The sequence below is a fragment of the Blastococcus brunescens genome (assembly GCF_035320885.1).
GTDB classification, from domain to species: Bacteria; Actinomycetota; Actinomycetes; order Mycobacteriales; family Geodermatophilaceae; genus Blastococcus_B; species Blastococcus_B brunescens.
Map to the genome: position 1 here is coordinate 4,196,329 of NZ_CP141261.1, position 20,003 is coordinate 4,216,331.

19 protein-coding genes and 5 pseudogenes are annotated in these 20,003 nt (G+C 68.3%); 4 read left to right on the top strand and 20 right to left on the bottom strand.

Annotated features, from left to right (window positions below; genetic code table 11):
* Positions 1-45: 45 nt before the first annotated feature.
* The 13 genes and pseudogenes from U6N30_RS28275 to U6N30_RS28330 all read right to left on the bottom strand — a co-directional run bounded on the left by U6N30_RS28275 (position 46) and on the right by U6N30_RS28330 (position 8,989).
* Positions 46-459: a DUF1989 domain-containing protein gene (locus U6N30_RS28275; RefSeq protein ID WP_324274886.1), complete on the bottom strand. Its 414-nt coding sequence runs from the start codon at positions 457-459 to the stop codon at positions 46-48.
* Between the two features lie 16 nt (positions 460-475).
* Positions 476-694: a DUF1989 domain-containing protein gene (locus U6N30_RS28280; protein ID WP_324274887.1), complete on the bottom strand. Its 219-nt coding sequence runs from the start codon at positions 692-694 to the stop codon at positions 476-478.
* Complete coding sequence (locus U6N30_RS28285; protein ID WP_324278511.1) at positions 670-2,577, bottom strand: xanthine dehydrogenase family protein molybdopterin-binding subunit; 1,908 nt, start codon at positions 2,575-2,577, stop codon at positions 670-672. Before U6N30_RS28285 ends, U6N30_RS28280 begins: the two co-directional genes overlap by 25 nt.
* Complete coding sequence (locus U6N30_RS28290) at positions 2,526-3,146, bottom strand: xanthine dehydrogenase family protein molybdopterin-binding subunit (RefSeq protein WP_324274888.1); 621 nt, start codon at positions 3,144-3,146, stop codon at positions 2,526-2,528. Before U6N30_RS28290 ends, U6N30_RS28285 begins: the two co-directional genes overlap by 52 nt.
* Positions 3,147-3,283: 137 nt before the next feature.
* Entirely contained in the window at positions 3,284-3,769 is a 486-nt protein-coding gene (locus U6N30_RS28295) for a (2Fe-2S)-binding protein (RefSeq protein ID WP_324274889.1), read from the bottom strand.
* The gene (locus U6N30_RS28300) at positions 3,766-3,987 is read right to left on the bottom strand and encodes an FAD binding domain-containing protein (protein WP_324274890.1); all 222 of its coding nucleotides are present in this window, start codon (positions 3,985-3,987) and stop codon (positions 3,766-3,768) included. Before U6N30_RS28300 ends, U6N30_RS28295 begins: the two co-directional genes overlap by 4 nt.
* Before the next feature lie 25 nt (positions 3,988-4,012).
* A complete protein-coding gene (locus U6N30_RS28305) occupies positions 4,013-4,462 on the bottom strand; it encodes an FAD binding domain-containing protein (protein WP_324274891.1) in 450 nt (149 codons plus the stop codon).
* 4 nt (positions 4,463-4,466) lie between these two features.
* Positions 4,467-4,742, bottom strand: a pseudogene (locus tag U6N30_RS34760) (FAD binding domain-containing protein); the annotation flags it as partial.
* On the bottom strand, positions 4,730-5,731 hold the full coding sequence (locus tag U6N30_RS28310; RefSeq protein WP_324274892.1) for a substrate-binding domain-containing protein: 1,002 nt from the start codon (positions 5,729-5,731) through the stop codon (positions 4,730-4,732). The pseudogene U6N30_RS34760 and the gene U6N30_RS28310, both read right to left, overlap by 13 nt.
* Positions 5,728-6,693: a tripartite tricarboxylate transporter substrate-binding protein gene (locus U6N30_RS28315; RefSeq protein WP_324278512.1), complete on the bottom strand. Its 966-nt coding sequence runs from the start codon at positions 6,691-6,693 to the stop codon at positions 5,728-5,730. Before U6N30_RS28315 ends, U6N30_RS28310 begins: the two co-directional genes overlap by 4 nt.
* A 315-nt stretch (positions 6,694-7,008) precedes the next feature.
* A complete protein-coding gene (locus U6N30_RS28320) occupies positions 7,009-7,152 on the bottom strand; it encodes a hypothetical protein (protein ID WP_324274893.1) in 144 nt (47 codons plus the stop codon).
* Positions 7,153-7,192: 40 nt separating this feature from the next.
* On the bottom strand, positions 7,193-7,816 hold the full coding sequence (locus tag U6N30_RS28325) for a tripartite tricarboxylate transporter substrate-binding protein (protein WP_422677992.1): 624 nt from the start codon (positions 7,814-7,816) through the stop codon (positions 7,193-7,195).
* A 321-nt stretch (positions 7,817-8,137) separates the two neighbouring features.
* A complete protein-coding gene (locus tag U6N30_RS28330) occupies positions 8,138-8,989 on the bottom strand; it encodes a tripartite tricarboxylate transporter substrate-binding protein (RefSeq protein ID WP_324278514.1) in 852 nt (283 codons plus the stop codon).
* Positions 8,990-9,563: 574 nt separating this feature from the next.
* Here U6N30_RS28330 and U6N30_RS28335 point away from each other — a divergent pair.
* The 3 genes from U6N30_RS28335 to U6N30_RS28345 all read left to right on the top strand — a co-directional run bounded on the left by U6N30_RS28335 (position 9,564) and on the right by U6N30_RS28345 (position 11,531).
* Complete coding sequence (locus tag U6N30_RS28335; RefSeq protein WP_324278515.1) at positions 9,564-10,250, top strand: tripartite tricarboxylate transporter permease; 687 nt, start codon at positions 9,564-9,566, stop codon at positions 10,248-10,250.
* Positions 10,247-10,894, top strand: a complete 648-nt coding sequence (locus U6N30_RS28340) for a tripartite tricarboxylate transporter permease (RefSeq protein ID WP_324278516.1) — start codon at positions 10,247-10,249, stop codon at positions 10,892-10,894. The genes U6N30_RS28335 and U6N30_RS28340 overlap by 4 nt, the downstream gene beginning before the upstream one ends.
* A gap of 115 nt (positions 10,895-11,009) precedes the next feature.
* On the top strand, positions 11,010-11,531 hold the full coding sequence (locus tag U6N30_RS28345) for a tripartite tricarboxylate transporter TctB family protein (RefSeq protein WP_324274894.1): 522 nt from the start codon (positions 11,010-11,012) through the stop codon (positions 11,529-11,531).
* A 234-nt stretch (positions 11,532-11,765) separates the two neighbouring features.
* Here the strand turns inward: U6N30_RS28345 and U6N30_RS28350 are convergent.
* The 4 genes and pseudogenes from U6N30_RS28350 to U6N30_RS28365 form a co-directional block, all read right to left on the bottom strand.
* A pseudogene (locus tag U6N30_RS28350) lies at positions 11,766-12,378 on the bottom strand (transposase); the annotation flags it as partial.
* Between the two features lie 124 nt (positions 12,379-12,502).
* Entirely contained in the window at positions 12,503-13,228 is a 726-nt protein-coding gene (locus U6N30_RS28355; protein WP_324274895.1) for a class II aldolase/adducin family protein, read from the bottom strand.
* 301 nt (positions 13,229-13,529) lie between these two features.
* A pseudogene (locus U6N30_RS28360) lies at positions 13,530-14,454 on the bottom strand (IS1380 family transposase); the annotation flags it as partial.
* A gap of 298 nt (positions 14,455-14,752) precedes the next feature.
* Positions 14,753-15,799: an alpha-hydroxy-acid oxidizing protein gene (locus U6N30_RS28365; RefSeq protein ID WP_324274896.1), complete on the bottom strand. Its 1,047-nt coding sequence runs from the start codon at positions 15,797-15,799 to the stop codon at positions 14,753-14,755.
* A gap of 672 nt (positions 15,800-16,471) precedes the next feature.
* Between U6N30_RS28365 and U6N30_RS28370 the strand changes: the two are divergent.
* Positions 16,472-16,991 (top strand): annotated as a pseudogene (locus tag U6N30_RS28370) (transposase); the annotation flags it as partial.
* 130 nt (positions 16,992-17,121) lie between these two features.
* Here the strand turns inward: U6N30_RS28370 and U6N30_RS28375 are convergent.
* The 3 genes and pseudogenes from U6N30_RS28375 to U6N30_RS34770 all read right to left on the bottom strand — a co-directional run bounded on the left by U6N30_RS28375 (position 17,122) and on the right by U6N30_RS34770 (position 19,989).
* A complete protein-coding gene (locus U6N30_RS28375; protein WP_324274897.1) occupies positions 17,122-17,478 on the bottom strand; it encodes a biotin/lipoyl-containing protein in 357 nt (118 codons plus the stop codon).
* A gap of 60 nt (positions 17,479-17,538) precedes the next feature.
* Positions 17,539-18,212: pseudogene (locus tag U6N30_RS34765) on the bottom strand (pyruvate carboxylase); the annotation flags it as partial.
* A 127-nt stretch (positions 18,213-18,339) separates the two neighbouring features.
* Positions 18,340-19,989, bottom strand: a complete 1,650-nt coding sequence (locus U6N30_RS34770) for an ATP-binding protein (protein ID WP_422677993.1) — start codon at positions 19,987-19,989, stop codon at positions 18,340-18,342.
* Positions 19,990-20,003 lie beyond the last annotated feature (14 nt).

Genomic DNA, 20,003 nt, shown 5'->3' on the forward strand with positions numbered 1-20,003 from the left:
GCATCGGCCCTCGGGCCGAAGGCGAGAACACCGCGATCCGCCTCGTCAACCGGCGTCGGCGCCGGCGAAGACCTCGATCCTCATCGGGGTGCAGTGGTAGGCGTTGCACGGATTCAGGACGTCCTGGGGGCAGTTCGACAGTCCCACCAGGCAGTCCATCTCGGCTCGGAACTCGATGTAGTCGCCGGGCCTGCTGACGGGTTCCTCCGTGACCCACCTCCTGCGTTCGCAATCGTGGTGGTAGTTCATGAAGAGGTCCATGGTGTCGGGGATGTCCTCCGGGAGAATCCCGTACGCGGCGACCGCCTTGCTGATGATCTCGTGGCACCCGTCGCGGGAGTCGACGCCGTACGCCTCGTAGTTCCACGTGTTGCACATGCGGTTGTGCACGTCGTGGACGCCCTTCGGCTCTGGTGTCTCCTTCACGATCGTCATCATGGGCCGGCAGATCGTCGACATGAGGGTGTCCCCTCGGTCAGGCCGTCGCGCGGGACGTAGGGCTGCCCCGGCTTGGGGTGTACCTCGTCCGCGAGTAGGACGTCGACAACTTCTCTCGGTAGTTCTCCGCGTTGAACAGCGCCATGTCGACCACCTGCTTGCCCTCGAGATCCGTCACGCGGAGGTGCTGGCCCCGCTTGACGATGACGGAGTGGCCGGACTTCGGCGGCATCACGTGTGAGTGCAGTACATCCATGGCGTCCTCCTGGACACGAGGGCCGGATGGCCCGGGTACATCGGCTCGCGAGTGACGACCGGAACCGGCCTACGTGGGGAGGCGTCGGCAGCCTCGGAAGCTCCTCCGGCCGTGCGGGCGTCCTCGGGATGCCCCTCACCCGCCTCCTGTAGCAGAGCCCAGACGGTCCCCGGCAGGAGCGGGAGCTTCTCGACCACAGCGCCTCGGACGGCCACTGCGTCGGCCACCGCGGCGACGACGGCAGCCAACGAACCGATCGCGCCCGACTCCCCGACGCCCTTGAGCCCGCCCCACGTCGCCGTCGACGGCGTCTCGACATGCTCGAGCTCCACGCGGACCGTGTCGCCCGCGGTGGGGAGGAGGTAGTCCACCAGGGTGGAGGTGATCGGCTGACCGTCCTCGTTGTAGACCACCTGCTCCAACAGCGCAGCACCGATGGCCTGCGCTGACGCGCCCAGGAACTGCCCTTCCACGATCATCGGGTTGATCATGACCCCGCAGTCCTCCGCGGCGATCAGCCGCTGGATCTCCACGCCGCCGGTACCGGGGTCGACGTCGACGACCGCGACGACGCAGGCGTTCGAATAATTCGCCGGCGGGTCGTAGAGCCTGGTCGCCTCGAAGCTGCGCTCCTGGTCGGCACTCCTGAGGTCGTCACGGCCGAAGCCCGCAGTGACCGTTTCGCGTACCGACAGCCGGGGTTCGGTTTCGCCGGCCACCCACACCTGACCGTCACGGACGTCGAGGTCCTGCTCGTCGGCTTCCAGCAGTCGTGCGGCCACCGCCAGGAGCTGCTTCTTCACGTCTCCCGCCGCCAGCCCGACGGCTCCGCCGCTGACCACGGCTCCGCGGCTCGCTCTGGACCCCGTCAGGCTGATCGGCGCCTGCGACGTATCGCTCCACGTGACCGACACGTCCTCGACGGGGAGCCCGAGGGCATCCGCCGCCACCTGCGCCATGGTGGTCTCCAGGCCCTGTCCCATCGAGGGCGTCCCGAAGCTGACGGTCGCCTTGCCGGACGTGTTGACCACCACACGGGCCGAGTCGTGCGAGGGCGAGAGGAACCCGTGCAGCTGCATGCCTCCCGAACCACCCAATCCCGTAGGTTCGGCGAACGGGCTGATGCCCACCCCGCGCAGCATCCCCGGCCGCGGGGCCGTGGCGCCGTCCGTCAGGATCTCGCGCGCCTTGTCCAGCGTCTCCTGGAAGCTCATGTCCTGGAAGACCCACCCCGTGGACGTGGTGTAGGGCATCTCGGACGCCTGGATGATGTTCAGCGCCCTGAGCTCGAACCGGTCGACTCCCAGACGGCGTGCGGCCTCGTCGATGAGCAGCTCTCTGGCGCACTGCGCCGCCACGAGTCCCACGCCCCGGTAGGGCGCGATCGGGGACTTGTTCGACAGCCGGATCGTGATGTCATAGGTGAAGTTGTCGATCCGATACACACCGGGCACAGATCTCGCCCCGCGGTAGGCCTCCGTCAGCGGGCTGGCGGCGTTGAAACTGTAGGCACCGGCATCCCCCACGATTCGTGCGCGCATCCCGGTGAACCGCATCTGCTCGTCCAGCGCCAGCTCCAGCTCCAGCTCCTGGTCGCGGGAGTGCGGCGCCGCCATGAGGTTCTCCTGCCGGTCCTCGATCCACCTGACCGGACGCCCGCAGGCCATGGACGCCAACACGACGGCGACGTCCTCCAGCTGGGTCGGGATCTTCTGGCCGAACCCGCCGCCGATGTCGTGCATGACCACACGGATGGCGTGCTCCGGCAGACCGGTCACGGAAGAGAGATCCCGTGCGAGGCGGTGCGGAGCCTGCGTGGAGGACCAGACCGTCAGCTTCTGCGACGAGGGGTCGTAGTCGGCGACACACCCGCGCGGCTCCAGCGGTGACGCGGACTGCCGAGGAAACGCAGGGTCTTGGTGACAACCGTCGTCGCACGCGAGAACGCCTCCTCCACGTCGCCGTAGACCTGCTGATCGCGGAACACCACGTTGTCGGGGATGTCCTCGAAGAGCGGTTCGCCCTGACGGTCGGCAGAAAGCGACGGGGACAGCACCTCGTAGTCCACGTCCACCAACTCAGCCGCGTCCTCGGCCGCATAGCGGCTGTCGGCGAGGACGATTGCCACCGCTTCACCGACGAACCGGACCCGGTCGGTCGCGAGCACCGGCTGTGGGGTCTGGAGCAACGCCGGATGGCGGTTGGAGCTGAGGGTGACGGAGGGTAGGTCGCGGGCGTCCAGCACGGCATCCACGCCGGGCATCCCGCGGGCGGCGTCGGAGTCGACACCGAGCAGCCGCGCATGGGCGTGCCCGGACCGCACGAAGACGGCCTCGAGCATGCGCGGGAGCGTGACGTCACCGACGAATCGCCCGCGGCCGGTCAGCAGCCGGGGATCTTCGGCTCGCAGGACCGATGTGCCGATCGGGCCGGCAGCCTCGCTCCGGTTCATCGCTTCACGCCTCCGAGATCGGGGTCTTGTCCGTGGACGTCGGTCCTGAGCTCCGTTCCCGCTGCGCGCGGGCGGTGGGGACGTCGTCCAGTCGTGACGGTCGTCGAGCTCGGCAGCGGTGGCTGTGCCCTCCCATCTCAGCGTTGCCAGGTGCGGTCGGCCAGCTGCACGGCGTCCACGATGCTCTGGTAGCCGGTGCACCGGCAGATGTTGCCCGACAGGGCGTCGCGGATCTCCTCCTCGCCGGGGTCCCGCACCTCGCGCAGGTACTCCTGGGCGACCATCAGGAAGCCCGGGGTGCAGAACCCGCACTGGAGGGCGTGGCACTGCCGGAAGGCCTCCTGCAGCGGGTGTAGTCCCTCCGGCCCCGCCAGTCCTTCCACGGTCTCGACCGTGGCACCGTCCAGCTGGCCCGCGAACGCGATGCACGACCGGACCGATCGTCCGTCGATGAGCACGGTGCACGCTCCGCAGACGCCGTGCTCGCAGCCCACGTGCGTACCGGTCAGCTGCAGGACGTCCCGCAGGAAGTCCGACGCCGTCATCCGCGCTTCGACAGTGCGACGGTAGGTCTTCCCGTTGACCGTCACCTCGATGCGCACATCTTCGCCAGGCTCTGTCATTCGATCCTCCTCTGCGCGCGCTCGGCCGCATTCGCCAGCGCACGCGCCGTCAACAGGCTGATCAGGTTCTGCCGGTACTGGGACGAGCCGACGAGGTCGGCCGGTGGACGGCAGGTCGCCGCAGCCGCCGCTCCCGCTGCTGCCGCGACCTCGACGGTGGGCTGCTGCCCGACCAGGAGCTGCTCTGCCTCGACCGCCCGGTGCGGGCTCTCGGCCACCCCGAACAGGCCAGGCGCGCCGCACTCACCACGCCCTCGGGGTCCAGCGAGATCGTCGCTGCCACACCGACGATCGCGAAGTCACCGTGCCGGGGGCGAACTCTTCCCAGGCCGTGCCCTCTCCGGACCTCAGCGAAGGAAACGTGACGGAGACGAGGACCTCGTCCTCGGCCAGGGCCGAGGTGAAGTAGCTCTCGAAGAAGTCATCGGCGGCGATGACCCTGGACCCGCGAGCGCTCTGCACGGTGAACTCCGCGCCGAGGGCGGTGGCGACGGCCGGAAGCTCCGCCGCCGGGTCGGCGTGGGCGAGGCTGCCACCCACCGTGCCGCGGTTCCGGATGGTCGAGTGGGCCACGTACGGCAGCGCCTGGGTGATCATGGGGCAGGTGTCGCCAAGGAGCGCGGACCGCTCTGCGTCCCGCTGGCGGGTCAGCGACGGCAGCGTGACGGCTTCCCCTCCTCGCGGGGGCGCCATCGAGCTCGGCGACCTTGTTGATGTCGACGATGACCGCCGGGGTCGCCAGCCGCAGGTTCAGCAACGGCCCGAGGCTCTGGCCGCCGGCCATGATCTTGGCTTCGTCACCGTGCTCGGCCAGGATCCGGAGCACTTCCTCCAGCGAGTCCGGGCGCAGGTAACGGAACGGCACCGGTTTCACCGCGCACACCCCCTCGTGCGCTGCGGCCGGGCGGAACGCGCCCGGGGAGGCGGCCGGGGACACCGAGCCGCGGCTGCGCTGCCCGGCTACTTCTTCCACGATTCCAGCGACTCCGGCGCGAAGAGCTCCTCCGGCTCGTAGTGACGCTTGGCGAGGCCCTGCCCCTGCGAGTATTCCAGGAACTTCACGAGCGTCTTGCGGTTGGGCTCGAGGCCGTAGGACCAGAAGTCGTCCGTACCGAAGATCTCGCGGGTCTTCTCGGCCTCGGCGATGACCCAGGGAAGCATGTACTTGAGCGCCCCTGTCTCGCTCAGGTCTGCGTAGACCATGTTCTTGGCCGCCTCGAACGCCTTGACCAGGGACTGCGCGATCCACCGGTTCGCCTCGTAGACGTCCCGCCGGATGACGACGGTGTGCATGATGTGGTGGATCCCGGTCCTCCGGTAGTAGTCCGCTTCCACCTCCACGAAGTTCGGGAACAGCCGCGTGACCGGCGAGCCCTCGCTCCGGCGCAGGAAGGACGACGGCGCCACAGCGGCCATGAGAGCGTCGATCTCGCCCTTCTCCAGCATGTCCGAGAGCGACCGATCGGTCGGGATGGGCGTGACGCTGAGGTTGTCCGGCAGGTCCAGCGGCAGCTTCTCGATACGGCCGGGCTCCTCGACCCCGCCCGTCCAGTAGGTCACGCTGTCGACCGGGACGCCGTACTCCTCGGCGAGCACACCGCGCTGCCACACGCCGGCGGTCATCTGGAACTCCGCGACGCCGACCTTCTTGCCCACGAGGTCTGAGGGGCTCTCGATGCCGGAGTTGCCGTTGATGTAGATGTTTCCGTGGCGGAAGAACTTCGACGGGAAGATCGGGATCGCGACGAACGGCGGATCGTCCTGGCTCAGCGTCATCACATAGGACGACAGCGACATCTCAGCGACGTCGAACTCCGCATGGCGGAGCTGGCGGAAGAAGATCTCCTCGACCCTCAGCGGGACGAAGTTGAGGTCGATGCCCTCCGGCTGGACGCGACCGTCCTGGAGCGCGCGCGTGCGGTCATAGTCCCAGCAGGCAAGGGACAGGCTCAACTTGCTCATGAATAGAAACCTCCGTCAGAGATCAGTCGGTCGTGGAGTGGAGCCCGCATGCGCATGTCGCTTTGCCGGTCCGTGTCCTGCGGGCATGGGTGACGGCCGGACCGCCGCCATGGCCGCCGCGTCGGCATGCGTCCTAGAACGACGCCTTGATCGCCGCCTCGAACCCGGGAGAGGCGTCCAACAGGGCCTCCACCTCCTCGGCGTACTCGGCGCCCCCATCGGGTTGACCGGGCGATCGGGCCCGAGATCCTCCAAAGCGCCTCATTGCTCAAGGCGCAGTCGAGGCCCTCACGCAGCTCAGCCAGGCGCTCTTCCGGGAGACCCGGGGGCGCGGCGATCGCGCGGCCGCTCGCACCGAGGGTCACCAAGCTGTCCACGACTTCCTGCGCCTCCTCATCGGGAGCGGGGAACTCGGAGATCGGCGGAGCGTCCGGCAGAAGCTCGTTCGGCTCTTCCTCCATGACGAGAATTGCCCGCACCTCACCGGATTGCACGGAGGAGACCTGGCTGGTCAGGGAGAGCGACTGAGCATCCGCATCACCCGCCACGAGTGCGTTCCGTGCCTCCCCGGAACCGGGGAAGCCCGTGATCACGTTGACGGGGAAGCCGTACGCGGCCGACAGGACCGTGGGAACGATGTAGTCGTCGCCGCCTGGACCGGTGGCGACGAACCGAACAGGCTCGGAAGCGTCGACGATGTCGGCGAACCCGCTGATCTCGCTATCGGCGCCGACGGTCACCGCTGGCGTCGCGTCGGCAACCCGACCCACCCAGGACATCTCCGCCAGGTCGAACTGCACTCCCTCGGCGTCGGCGATCTGCGCGGCTGCGAAACCCACGGTGTTCGTGATCAGCAACTGCGGCTCCTCGGCGTCGGCGACAGCGAGCGCGTTGGTTGCCAGCAGCCCTCCGGCACCTGGTGAGTTCTTCACCACGATGTCCGCGCCGAGGCACTCACCCAGGTAGGGGCCAAGGCCCGGGCGTAGACGTCATAGCCACCGCCTGGGTCGTACGGAACCACCAGGTCGACGGTCTCCCCTGGTAGAAACCCTCCTCCTCGGCGGCCGTCTCGCCGGAAGCGTTCTCGCCCCCGGAGCCCCCCGCACGCAGCGAGCCCCACGACGATCGCCGCACCTCCGATGGCCCGCGGCCACGACCGGCCTGACATAGTTCCGAACTGCACTCTCATGAACCCTCCACGCTCTGACGACCTTCGTGCCGGACCGAACTGTGAGACGGCTGTACCGTCAGCGCTTCTCCCGGTGCGGGACGGCCGGCTAGAACGACTCCTTGACGGCCGTCTCGAACTCGGGCGACGGATCCAGCACGCCGTCGAGCAGCTCGGCGAACTCTGCACCGCTCAGGATGTTCACGGGACGCTGCTGGGACTCGTACTCGCTGAGCAGCTCCTCGTCCTCCACGGCGCATTGGAACGCCTCACGGAGTTCGGACAGCTGCTCCTCAGGAAGTCCGGGCGGCGCCGCCAGGGCGCGACCGAGCTGCTCGAGGCTGATGAGGCTCTCCACCAACGCTTCCCCTCGGCATCCGGCGCCTCGAACTCCGAGACAGGGGGACGTCAGGCAACGACTCGGCCGCCTCGTCGTCGACCACCACGAGCGGCTCCACCTCGCCGGACTCGATGTTGGCGATCACGCTGTCAAGAACAAGGGCATGGGCGTCGGCGTTGCCCGCGATGACGGCGTTGCGCGCCTCACCGGACCCGGCGAAGCCGGTGATGAGCTCGAGCGGGAAGCCGTACGCCGCCGCCAGGACGCTCGCGGCGATGCCCTCCTGACTGCCGGGGCCCGTGGAGACGAAGCGCACCGGCTCTGTGGCGTCGAGGATGTCCTCGAAGGTGGCGTAGTTCCCGTCCGGCGCAGAGGTGACGACGTCGGGAGCGTTGGCGAGTCGACCGATCCAGGACAATTCCGCGAGGTCGTACTGGACGCCTTCCGCCTCGGCGATCTGGGCGGCTGCGGTCCCTCCGACGTTGACGATCTGCACCCGGAGCTCATCGGGACTGGCGTTCGCCGTCGCGTTCGTGGCCAGCAGGCTGCCGGCGCCGGGCTCGTTCCGCACGACCATCTGGGCGCCGAGGCAGTCCCCAGGTACGGGGCCAGGGTCCGCAGGAAGACGTCGTAGCCACCGCCGGCGTCGTACGGCACAACCAGGTCGATCGTCTCGCCCTCGTAGAAGGACTCCCCGGAACCGGATCCCTCGTCACCTTCGGATCCGCCGCCGCAGGCTGCGAGGATGAGAACCACGGAGCCGACGCCGAGCGCCTTACGCCGTGAGAGGTGCCTGTTGTTCCCGTACTTCGCCATGTGCCCAGGTCCTTCCGCTTGATGTACAGGTGGCACGCATACGGGCGCGTACCGACGGGGTGCCGACTGCGAGACCACGCGATCAGCTGCTCAGAACGACTCCTTGAGAGTTGCCTCGAACTCGGGGACGCGTCGAGCAGCTCCTGCACCTGCTGCGCGTACTCCTCGCCGTCCACGACGTCCACCGGGCGCTTCTGGGACTCGAACTCCCCGAGGAGTTCCTCGTTCTCCAACGCGCACGTGAACGCGTCCCGCAGTTCGCTGAGCCGCTCTTCCGGCAGACCGGGAGGCGCAGCGATGGAACGGCCGCTCTTCCCCAGCTCGACGAGGCTCTCCACGAGAGCCTGCGCGCGGTCGTCCGGTGCCGAGAAGTCAGTGATCGGGGAGTGTCCGGGAGCAGCTCGTTCGCTTCCTCGTCCACCAGGACCACCGGACGCACCTCGCCGGCCTCGATGGCTCCGAGCAGGCTGTCGAAGGTCAGAGGCATGACGTCGGCGTCCCCTGCCACGACGGCGGTGCGCGCCTCGCCGGAACCCGGGAAGCCCGTGATGACCTCGATAGGGAAGTCGTAAGCCTCCGCGAGCCCGGTGGCCGCGATGTACCCCTCGCTGCCCGGTCCGGTCGCGACGAAGCGCACGGGATCCTCGGACTCGAGGATGTCGTCGAACGTTTGGATGTCGCTGTCGGCCGCGACGACCAGGGCCGTGGGTGCGCCCGCGATGCGGCCGACGTGGGAGAACTCGAGGAGGTCGAACTGGACGCCGTCCGCACCGGCGATCTGCGCGGCAGCAAATCCCGCCGTATTCATGATCATGATGCGGCGCTCGTCCGCGTCGGCGACAGCCGTCGCGTTGGTAGCCAGCAGGCCGCCGGCGCCCGGCTCGTTCTTGACCACGACCTGAGCGTCCAGGCACTCACCCAGGTACGGAGCGATGGCTCGGGCGTAGACGTCGAAGCCGCCCCCGGGTCATAGGGAACCACCAGGTCGACCGTCTCGTTCGCGTAGAACGACGCAGCCTCCTCACCTCCCGAGCCAGGACCGCCCTGCTCCTCCGCGTCCCCGCCGCACGCGGCGAGGGCGACGGCCAGTGCCCCACCGCCGATCACGCGGGACATCGACCTACCTACCGCCCTACCGCCCTGCATCATCACCCGGGCTCCGCTCTCATCGGTGTCACACGCGACGCGGACGACGCTGGTGCGACGTCAACGACTGATCATTCAGAACGCGACTGCTAGCTTCGCAGAGATACCGCTGGTGTCGATGGGGCGGAACGGTATACCGTCGTACACGACCCTGCAAGGGTGCCGCGGCAGGTCGAACGCTTGCCTGTCAGAGGTCCCACCGGCCGTTGCGCTCCAGGCATGCTGGTGGGACTCTGCGACGGACCTCGCTCCCCGTCGACGTGCGCCAGGACCGGAGACACAGCTCAACTTTTGGAGTGCGCGTGGGAGAAGCTCTTCTCTCCGGCTTGATGCAGGTCCTCGAGCCAGGGACGTTCGTGTTGATGCTCCTCGGCGTGGCGATCGGCTTCGTCGTCGGCATTCTTCCGGGCCTGGGCGGGCCCGTGACCCTTGCGCTCATGCTGCCCTTCACCTTCAGCATGGAACCGATCGAGGCGTTCGCCTTCTTGCTCGGCATGCTGGTCGTCACGGCGACGACCGGTGACATCACGTCCGTCCTCTTCGGCATCCCCGGTGAGGCCACATCGGCGGCGGCGGCACTGGACGGCTATCCGATGACCCGGCGTGGCGAGTCGGGGCGCGCACTCGGGGCTGTTCTGTTCAGTTCGGCGCTGGGATCCCTCTTCGGCGCCGTGATCCTGGCCCTCTCCATCCCCGTGGTGAGACCGGTGGTGCTCGCGCTCAGCGCACCCGAGTTCTTCGCACTCACCCTCCTCGGCCTCACGTTCGTCGTAACCCTATCGGGCAATCAGGTGCTCAAGGGCTTCCTGATGGCGGCACTCGGTCTCTTCGTGGCATTGATCGGAGTCGACGCCCAGGAAGGGGTGCCGAGGTACACGTTCGATCAGCTCTACCTGTGGGACGGCATCGGACTCATCCCGCTGGTGATCGGTCTCTTCGGCGGCGCTGAGCTCCTCCAGCTGATGCTGAGCAAGAAGAGCATCGCCGGAGGCAGCAGCGACGTGCCGACCAAGATGTCGGGGTCGGACTGGGGATCCGGAACACCCTGACCCACTGGCGGGTCGTCCTCCGCGCGAGCAGCATCGGGGCCATCGTCGGGATGATCCCCGGGCTCGGCGGCTCCGTCTCGCAGTTCATCGCCTACGGGCAGGCGCGCCAGGCCTCCAAGAACCCGGAGATGTTCGGCAAGGGCGCCATCGACGGCGTCATCGCCAGTGGGGCCAACAACAACGCGAAGGACGGCGCCAGCCTCATTCCCACGATCGCCTTCGGCATTCCAGGTGGCGCCTCGACCGCCGTCCTGCTGAGCGCCTTCCTGATCGTAGGCCTGAACCCTGGGCCGGAGATGCTGACGACAAATCTCGACGTCACATTCTCCATGGTGTGGGTCATCGTCATCGCCAACGCGATCGCCGTAGCGGTGGCATTTATGTGTCTCCGACCTCTCACGCGTCTGTCCTTCATTTCGGGACCACTCCTGGTCCCTTTCTTGTTGCTTTTACTAGGTCTAGGGTCCTACAGTTCGAGCAATTCTTTCGGCGACGTGTTCGTCATGCTCGGCGCCGCAGCGATCGGGGTGGCCTGCCTCCGGTGGGATTGGCCGCGGGTACCGTTCCTACTCGCCGTCGTCCTAGGGGCATCGCCGAACGCTACCTTTTCTTGTCGTACTCGCTGTTCGGCTGGTCCTGGCTGACGCGGCCCATCGTCGTCGGCGTAGGTGTTCTTCTGCTGCTCGTACTGCTTCAGCCGTTGGTGCGGCGATTCAGGACAGCGAAGAAGTCTCCCGCCAACCATGAGGAGGTCGGCCTGTGACTTCGGACAGCGAGCGGTCGCTCAGGAAATGGCCCATGGCGGATCTCGTCGCCACGGTCGCCCTGGTCGCCCTGTTCGCCTGGGCGCTCTGGGCCTCGACGGAGTGGTCCCTCCGGGCGGCGCTCTTCCCGCGGATGGTGACCGCTTTCGGGCTTGCTCTCGCGCTGTTCCACCTGATTCTGCTGCTCGCACGGTGGCGTGCCGGCAGCGGTGCCACCGGCGACCACGGGGTGGCGCCGATCAGCGACGCCGAGGACGATCCCCTCGACTACGCCTTCGCCACGGCGGGTCGGCGGGCATGGACGGTGTCGCTGGCATGGATCGCGGCGTTCTTCCTGGCCCTCTACGTGCTGGGCGTATACGTGACGGCCCCGCTGTTCACCGTGTCCTACCTCCGCCTGACCGTGCGGGCCTCGTGGCGGCTCAGCGTCACCTATGCCGTCGTGGTCGGGGTGGTCCTCTACGCCGTCTTCGAGTGGCTGCTCACCCTGCCCAAGCCAGAGGGTCTCTTCCTCTGAGGTTGGGTGCAGCGCCCAGGTCGCCGCCGATGGATAGGCTTGACACCGGCTGACATGAGGGCGGCCACCGCAGGACGCTTCGAGTTCCGGCGCTTCGCAGGAATGGCGGTGGCCGCGATGAGCAGTGTGGTCCTCGACGGCCGTGATGGCCAGCGCCTGCGCACTTCGGAGGCTGGCGCACCCTCAGATACAGCCGAGGACGCCCTCGCCACCGCCTGCGGCCTCTACCGACTCTTCACGATCCAGGCCCTCGACCATGTCCAGAAGCCTGGCCGGCCCGGTGCCCTCGCGGATGCCGGTGAGGTCGATGATCACGGCGACGTACGTACTTGTCGCCGCGGCGGGTGTGGCGCCAGACGTGCTCGTCGACGCCGATCACCTTAGACGCCGTCGAACCGCGTGACGTCGTCGATGAGGACGCGCTGGCCCTCGGCGAGCACGGCGTCGTTGGCGGTGTTCCAAGCGACCCCGAGACCCTCGGCCACTCGGGCGGCCGTGAGGTGACCGACCCCGATCCCCTCGAGCGCCCACCGCAGGCCGCGGCGCGACAGCTTCGCCCGCGGCTGTGCAGCCTTGTTGGTGTCTTGGCGCCACACATGGCCGCATCCGGTACATCGGTAGCGGCGGACCCTGACCACCAGCAGGGTGGGTCGCCAGCCCAGCGGTTGTGCGCCAGCCCTCGGGTCACTGTGTCGCGCGGGACGCCTGCACAGCCGCAGCGGCGGCACCACTGGTCTGGCTCGACGACCCGGCACGCCAGGACCGCACGGTCGGGGCGGAGCCGCTGGCCAACGACTTCGAGACCGAACATGGTCAGGTCAGGGCGAACGAAGGTAGCGTCGGGCACGTCGAGATCTTCCAGATGGGGAGCGTGAGACCTTCCATCTTCGGAAGACCTCGACCCTCATCCGGCGACCGACGCGCCGACCGGCTCCACACCCTCAACTGCGAAGAGCCTATAAAGCCCCGCGTTAGATACCGCTCAGATCGGCGCGGCGCACCCAGTACTCCCAGGCCCGGTCGACGGTGTGCGGCGCATTGTTGTAGAGCGCGCCGATCGCTTCCAGTTCCACCGCGCTGAGATAGGACACGTCACCGCCGAAGCGCGTGGCTTCGCTCTGGATGCGAGCGTTCACCTTCACATAGACACAGGCGTAGATCGTGCTGACGATCGAGTCCAGGGCAACCACGCATCCGTGGTTGCGCATCAGTGCCACCGAGTGGTTGCCCAGTATCGCGGCGAGATCGTCGCCCTGCGCCATGTCGAGCACCAGTGGCGTAGCGGTCGGGAACTTGTCGCGAAAGTCCCACACCGGCGCTTCGGTGCCGATGGCATAGGCCGGATGCACGACGGCCCTCAGCTTCACGTCAGAGGCGATGGTGAACGGCAGGAGGTCGTAGGCATGGTTATGCGCCACCGAGTTGACATCGGGCCGGGCCCGGTAGATTGCGGCGTGAATAAAGCGCTCGACATACATCGGGTGAGGCGCTTCTTCGATCGGACTTCCCGCCAGGTCGTACTCCTTGATGTCCCCCGGCGTGACTAATTCGGGGCTGCGAGACTGCGACAGGAGGAAGCGGTCCGGCCTATCGGGGTGACGGGCACTGACATGACCTAGATGATCTACGACCTCTTCCCGCGCCATGATACGGTTGGCGATGGCCAGGTCGCGCCGGCAATTCTCGATAATGGTCACGTGTCGTCTCCCAGGACAAGTTGTAGTTGATCGTTAACCGGAACGCCGGCATCGAACGCGGCTCGGTCAACGATCATTCATTCATGCTATCGGACAGGCGCAAGCCGAGCGATGCCTACTGAACGGACTAGCCGGATCTTTCGTCCGCCCGCCAGTGATCATCAGGATGCGCCTCGGTGGGCTGCGGAGGCTGATCTTGGCATTGGGGTGTGACGGTTCGTCCGATGTCGCTCGGGTGGGCGCCAGTTCCCCGGTTTCACGGTCCGGGGTCGTGCAGGTCGTCGGGACGAAGGTGCCTGGGTCAGCCGGGGACTGCTATCGGTCTCGGGACCAGGTCGCGCAGCCGCGCGACGGCGTCGCGGACGACGGCGGCCACGGGTGGGTGCGCGGCCAGGTACAGCAGCCGTCGGCGCCCGGTGCGGGCGAACGTCGCCGGGACGGTGAACAGCCTGGTCCGCAGCCGTTTCGGTTCCCACCGCCGGGCGGGGTGACCGTGCAGCGCGAGGGTCTGCATCCAGGCGGTGAGCTCACAGGCCAGCGTGACGAGGGCACACCAGATCTGGTTCTGTGCGAAGTCGTGCAGCGGCAGGTTGGTCAGCCCGGTGTCCTTCGCGCAGCGGGTCCGGTCCTCGGCCCGGGGCCCTGCGGCGGTGCCGCAGCTCCAGATCCGCCAGTTGTCCGCGAGTGCTGTTGGTGGCGAACGCGGTGACCCGCAGCCGGGTCGGCGTCGGCGATCCGCAACTGCGCACCGGGATGCGGGCGTTCCTTGCGGGCGATCACCCGCATCCCCGGCGGCCAGCCTGTGAGGTCCAGCAGGCCGGTGAGTTCGGCGACCCAGGCGCCGTCACGGATCTGATCGTTCGCGTCGTAGGCCGGCGTCCAGACGTTGTCGGGGATCTCCTTCAGCAGGTCGGCGGTGGCGGCCGGCAGGCCGAAGCCGATCGAGTAGGACAACCGGCGGCCGTGCAGCCAGGTCAGGAAGGCGTGGCTGGCCCCGGTCCCGGCGCCGTCGGTGCGGATAAGGATCTTGCGGCCGGGCCGGGTGCCCGGCCGGTGGCCGGGCAGCTGGGCCAGCGCGCCTGGCGGATCAGCGTGATGTCGTCGGCGGCGGTGTTGGAGCCGGCGTTCCCGGCCCGCAGCTGAACGGCCAGCGGTTCCCCGTTGCCCTCGGGGCCGTGGTCGACGAACGCCGACAACGGGTGGAACCCGAAGCCGCGCTTGAACGAGAGTTCACGATTTCGCGCTGGCCAACGGGCGCCACCCGCATGTACTGGGACTACACCCAGCTGCGGTTCCCGCGCCGCGAGGGCATGCGGATCAACTTCGTCCTGGGCTCCCCGCCCTGGCCGTGCGCACCACCGGGACGCTCATCGACCGGGAGGAACGCAAGGGCAAGGGCGCCAGCGACCACGCCCCGGTCGTCGTGGAGCTGGCCGATTAGCGGACCGATCGTGCGCTCGGGGCGCCATCGCGACTGTTCAGGACCCGCGGGACGGTCCGCCTCGACGGGGGCGCCCCGCCCTGTCAGGTGAGCACGGGCACCAGTCTGCGTGATCCGCGAAGGTCCTCGAGCGACGCAACGGATTCGAGCCGCATCGTTTCCAGCAGTTCAGTCCTCAGCGCGCGCGCTACCGACCAACCCCGGTACACGAAGCTCGTGAAGACCTCGACGCTGGCTGCGCCGGCTGCGATCGCGTTGTAGACGTCGGCACCGGTCGAGATACCACCTCGGGCACGGATCATCGCCTTGCCCTCGGTGATGTCCCAGATGTCCCGGATCGCACGTAACGTGTACTCTCGGATCGGTGGCCCGGTGACGGTACCGTGGCCCGCTGCCAGCCGTCGGTCCCGACGCGTCATCGCTGTGCCGGTCGCGCTGAACCCTCTGATGCCGATCGAATATGCGTACTCCACGAGACCCAGTCGCTGCTTCCGATCCGCTTCGGACTGGTAACCGTTTATCTTGAGGAATATCGGCTTGTGTGCGAGCCCGATCACCGTGGTCAGCAGATCAGCCATTGCACCTGCTTCGCTCAACGGGCCTTTCTCCTCGTTATGACATTGCACGTTCAGCTCGACCGCAGTCGCCAATGGCTCCATCCGCGACAGGCCCTGTACGAATCCATCCTTGTCATGCGCACCTATGCTGATGATGAGCGGCACAGGACTTCGGCTCTGTTCGATCCGCCGCGCACTGTACTCCGTGCCATTGCTCGGTAGGCCCTGGCAATTGATGAGCGCTCGCTCATCGACAAGACGTGCCAGCTCCCTGCGCCGATGGCTTGGTTGAGGCCGAGCCATGATGGTCCCGGGCACCAGATAGTCGAAGCCGAGACGGCTCGTGCCATTGATGAGATCCCCGTACTTGTCGAACCCGGGCGCAAGCCCGATGGGCCCCGGGAGTTCGAGAGATCCGACGCTCACCTTGAGTCGCGGATCGGATCGAGTAACACCGCCGAGCGCCCTCCCGACAGAGCGGAGACGGAGCGCCTTGGAAGCGGCAGCGTGCGTCAGCTCGGGGTCGAACCGGAAAAGGGTGGGGCGAAGTACCGATTCGTAGAAGTTGGGCACGCGCGGACTGTAGCGCGCGACCGGCACCGCCGCAATTTCCCGCAAGTCGGGGGCGAGTGCCGCACATGGCTGTAGCGTGACAGCACTCAGGAGAGGTGACAGGTATTGCCGTCGAACGCATGGACCACGACTCCGGACGCGGCTCCGGGAACGTGTGTGCCTACTGAACGGACTAGTGACGGCGCTCAGCTGAAAGTCTCCAGACCTGCTCACTGAAAATCCCCACTCGTGGAGCTCCGCCGAGACGGCGGGGCTCCTCCGAGGATGGCGGTCTCTGACCACCGCACCACCTCGAAGGAGCCCTGCCTCTCATGCTCACACGGGAGGACGACATCGACGTGCACGCGCTACGTCGCCAGGGCTGGACGATCTCGGCGATCGCCCGGCACCTGGGTCGCGACCGCAAGACCATCCGCGCCTACCTCAACGGCCGCCATGCCGGGATCCGCGCCCCGGCCGCTGCGGACGGGTTCGACCCGTTCGTCGACTACTGCCGGGCCCGGCTGACCGAAGACCCACACCTGTGGGCGATGACGCTCTTCGACGAGGTCGTCGGGCTGGGCTACGACCGGGCCTACTCGACGTTCACCCGCCAGCTGCGGGCCCGGAAGCTGCGCCCGGCGTGTGAGCCGTGCGCACCGACCCGCGGGCGGGCGGTGGCGGTGTCGACCATCGGTCCTGGCGTGCCGGGTCGTCGAGCCAGACCAGTGGTGCCGCCGCTGCGGCTGTGCAGGCGTCCCGCGCGACACAGTGACCCGAGGGCTGGCGCACAACCGCTGGGCTGGCGACCCACCCTGCTGGTGGTCAGGGTCCGCCGCTACCGATGTACCGGATGCGGCCATGTGTGGCGCCAAGACACCAACAAGGCTGCACAGCCGCGGGCGAAGCTGTCGCGCCGCGGCCTGCGGTGGGCGCTCGAGGGGATCGGGGTCGGTCACCTCACGGCCGCCCGAGTGGCCGAGGGTCTCGGGGTCGCTTGGAACACCGCCAACGACGCCGTGCTCGCCGAGGGCCAGCGCGTCCTCATCGACGACGTCACGCGGTTCGACGGCGTCTAAGGTGATCGGCGTCGACGAGCACGTCTGGCGCCACACCCGCCGCGGCGACAAGTACGTACGTCGCCGTGATCATCGACCTCACCGGCATCCGCGAGGGCACCGGGCCGGCCAGGCTTCTGGACATGGTCGAGGGCCTGGATCGTGAAGAGCCCCTCTACCTCAACGACCCGACCGCCTGACCCGAACTCGACCCCCGATGTTCCAACGACGGGGACCACTAGGCGGGTGAAGAGACGCGCCTTGGGCGCACTGGTGTAGGCGATGTCAACTTATGACGACGAGCAGGTCACCGCCTTCCACCTGCTGGACGCCGGCGATGGCCAGCCGCGTGACCGTGCCGGCGACCGGGGCGGTGATCGAGGCCTCCATCTTCATGGCCTCGATGGTGGCGACCACCTGCCCCGGGTCCACGCTGTCGTCTTCGCCGACCAACAGGGTGACCACGCCGGCGAAGGGTGCGGCAACCTGGCCTGGCAGGTCAGGGTCTGCTCTCTCCGCGGTCTTGACCACGGCATCGATCGAGCGGTCGCGCACTGAGACCGGCCGCAGCTGCCCGTTCAGCGTGCACATGACAGAGCGGATGCCGCGCTCGTCAGGGGCGCCGATGGCCTCGATGCCCATGAGCAGGGTGACGCCCGGCTCCAGATCGACACTGTGCTCGAGGCCGGACTCCAGCCCGTAGAGGAACTCCTTGGTGGGCAGCAGAGAGACGTCGCCGTACTGGTGCTGGTGGGCGTCGTACTCGCGGGCGGGACCCGGGAAGAGCAGCCGGTTGAGCGTCGCCCGCGGCTGCTCGGCCAGTCCGCGCTCGTCGTCCACAGAAAGCTCCACCGACGGCTCGGCGGGACGGCGTCCCTCCAGCGCCCGGCTCCGGAACGGCTCGGGCCAGCCCCCGGCGGATCCCCTAGATCGCCACGGAGGAACCCGATGACCGAGTCGGGCAGGTCGTACTTGCCGGGCTCGGCGGCGAAGGCATCGACGTCCACCCCCGAGCCCACCAGCTGTAGCGCCAGATCACCGACCACCTTGGACGACGGGGTGACCTTGACCAACCGCCCGAGGAGGCGGTCGACGGCGGCGTAGGCGTTCTCGACCTCCTCGAACCGCTGTCCGAGCCCCAGCGCAATGGCCTGCTGGCGCAGGTTGGACAGCTGCCCGCCGGGGATCTCGTGTGTGTAGACCCGACCAGTGGGCGCCGGCAGCCCGGACTCGAACGGCGCGTACAGGCGGCGTACCGCCTCCCAGTAGGGCTCCAGGTCGTTGATCGCGGCGAGGTCCAGGCCGGTGGCCCGTGGGGTGGCGTCGGTCGCGGCGACGATCGCCGACAGCGGCGGCTGGCTGGTCGTGCCGGCCATGGACGCGACGGCGCCGTCCACGGCGTCGACACCGGCCGACCAGGCTGCGAGCAGCGTGGCGAGCTGCCCCCGGCAGTGTCGTGGGTGTGCAGGTGCACCGGCAGGTCGAAGCGCTCGCGCAGCGCCGTCACCAGTCGCGCGGCCGCCGGCGGGCGCAGCAGGCCGGCCATGTCCTTGACGGCCAACACGTGTGCGCCGGCGTCGACGATCTGCTCGCCCAGGCGCAGGTAGTAGTCCAGTGTGTAGAGGTCCTCCCCGGGTCGGACAGGTCACCGGTGTAGCAGAGCGCCACCTCCGCGACCGCCGTCCCGGTCGCGCGGACGGCGTCGATCGCCGGGCGCATCTGGGCGACGTCGTTCAGCGCGTCGAAGATCCGGAAGACGTCGATGCCGCACGTCGCGGCCTCGCGGACGAAGGCGTCGGTGACCGCCTGGGGGTAGGCCGTGTATCCGACGGTGTTGCGGCCGCGCAGCAGCATCTGCAGGCATAGGTTCGGCACCGCCTCGCGCAGGGCCGCGAGCCGGTCCCACGGGTCCTCGTGCAGAAAGCGCAGCGCAACGTCGTAGGTGGCTCCCCCACGCCTCCAGGCTGAACAACTCCGGGGCGATGCGGGCGACGTGCCCGGCGACCGCCAGCAGGTCCTTGGTGCGCACGCGGGTGGCCAGCAGCGACTGGTGCGCGTCGCGGAAGGTGGTGTCGGTGACCGCCAGCGCCGTCTGGCCGCGCAGCTCGGCGGCGAAGGCCTCCGGCCCCACGGCCAGGAGTCGCTGGCGGGATCCGTCCGGTGGTGCGGTGGCGAGATCGACGGCAGGCAGCTTGTCGACCGGGTCGACCCGCTGCGGGGCTCGCCGTGTGGCTGGTTGACCGTGACGTCTGCCAGGTAGGTCAGCAGCCGGGTGCCGCGGTCGGCGGAGGTGCGCGCGGTCAGCAGGTTCGGTCGCTCATCGATGAAGGAAGTGGTGACCCGCCCAGCGGCGAAGTCTGGGTCGTCGAGCAGCGCCCGCAGGAACGGGATGTTGGTGGCCACGCCCCGGATGCGGAATTCGGCGACCGCCCGCCGGGCCCGGGTCATGGCGGTGGCGAAATCCCGGCCACGACAGGTCAGCTTCACCAGCATCGAGTCGAAGTGCGCGCCGACCTCCGCGCCGAGCGACGAGCCGCCGTCCAACCGGATCCCTGCCCCGCCCGGCGAACGGTATGTGGTGATCCGGCCGGTGTCCGGACGGAAGCCGTTGGCCGGGTCCTCGGTGGTGATCCGGCACTGCAGAGCAGCACCCCGCAGCACGATGCTGTCCTGCGCGAGGCCGAGGTCGGCGAGTGTCTCTCCCGAGGCGATCCGCAGCTGCGACTGGACCAGGTCGATGTCCGTGACCTCCTCGGTGACCGTGTGTTCGACCTGGATCCGCGGGTTCATCTCGATGAACACGTGCCGGCCGGAGGTGTCGAGGAGGAACTCCACCGTACCGGCGTTCACGTATCCGATGGCCCGAGCGAACGCCACCGCGTCGGCACAGATTCGTTCGCGCAACTCCGGATCCAGGTTCGGCGCCGGGGCAAGTTCGACGACCTTCTGGTGCCGGCGCTGCACCGAGCAGTCGCGCTCGAACAGGTGCACCACCCCGCCGCTACCGTCGGCCAAGACCTGCACCTCGATGTGTCGCGGCTCGACGACGGCCTGTTCCAGGAACACCGTCGGGTCGCCGAACGCCGACTCGGCCTCTCGCATCGCCGCCTGCACCGCGGTCGGCAGCTCCGCCGAATCCTCCACTCGGCGCATGCCGCGCCCCCGCC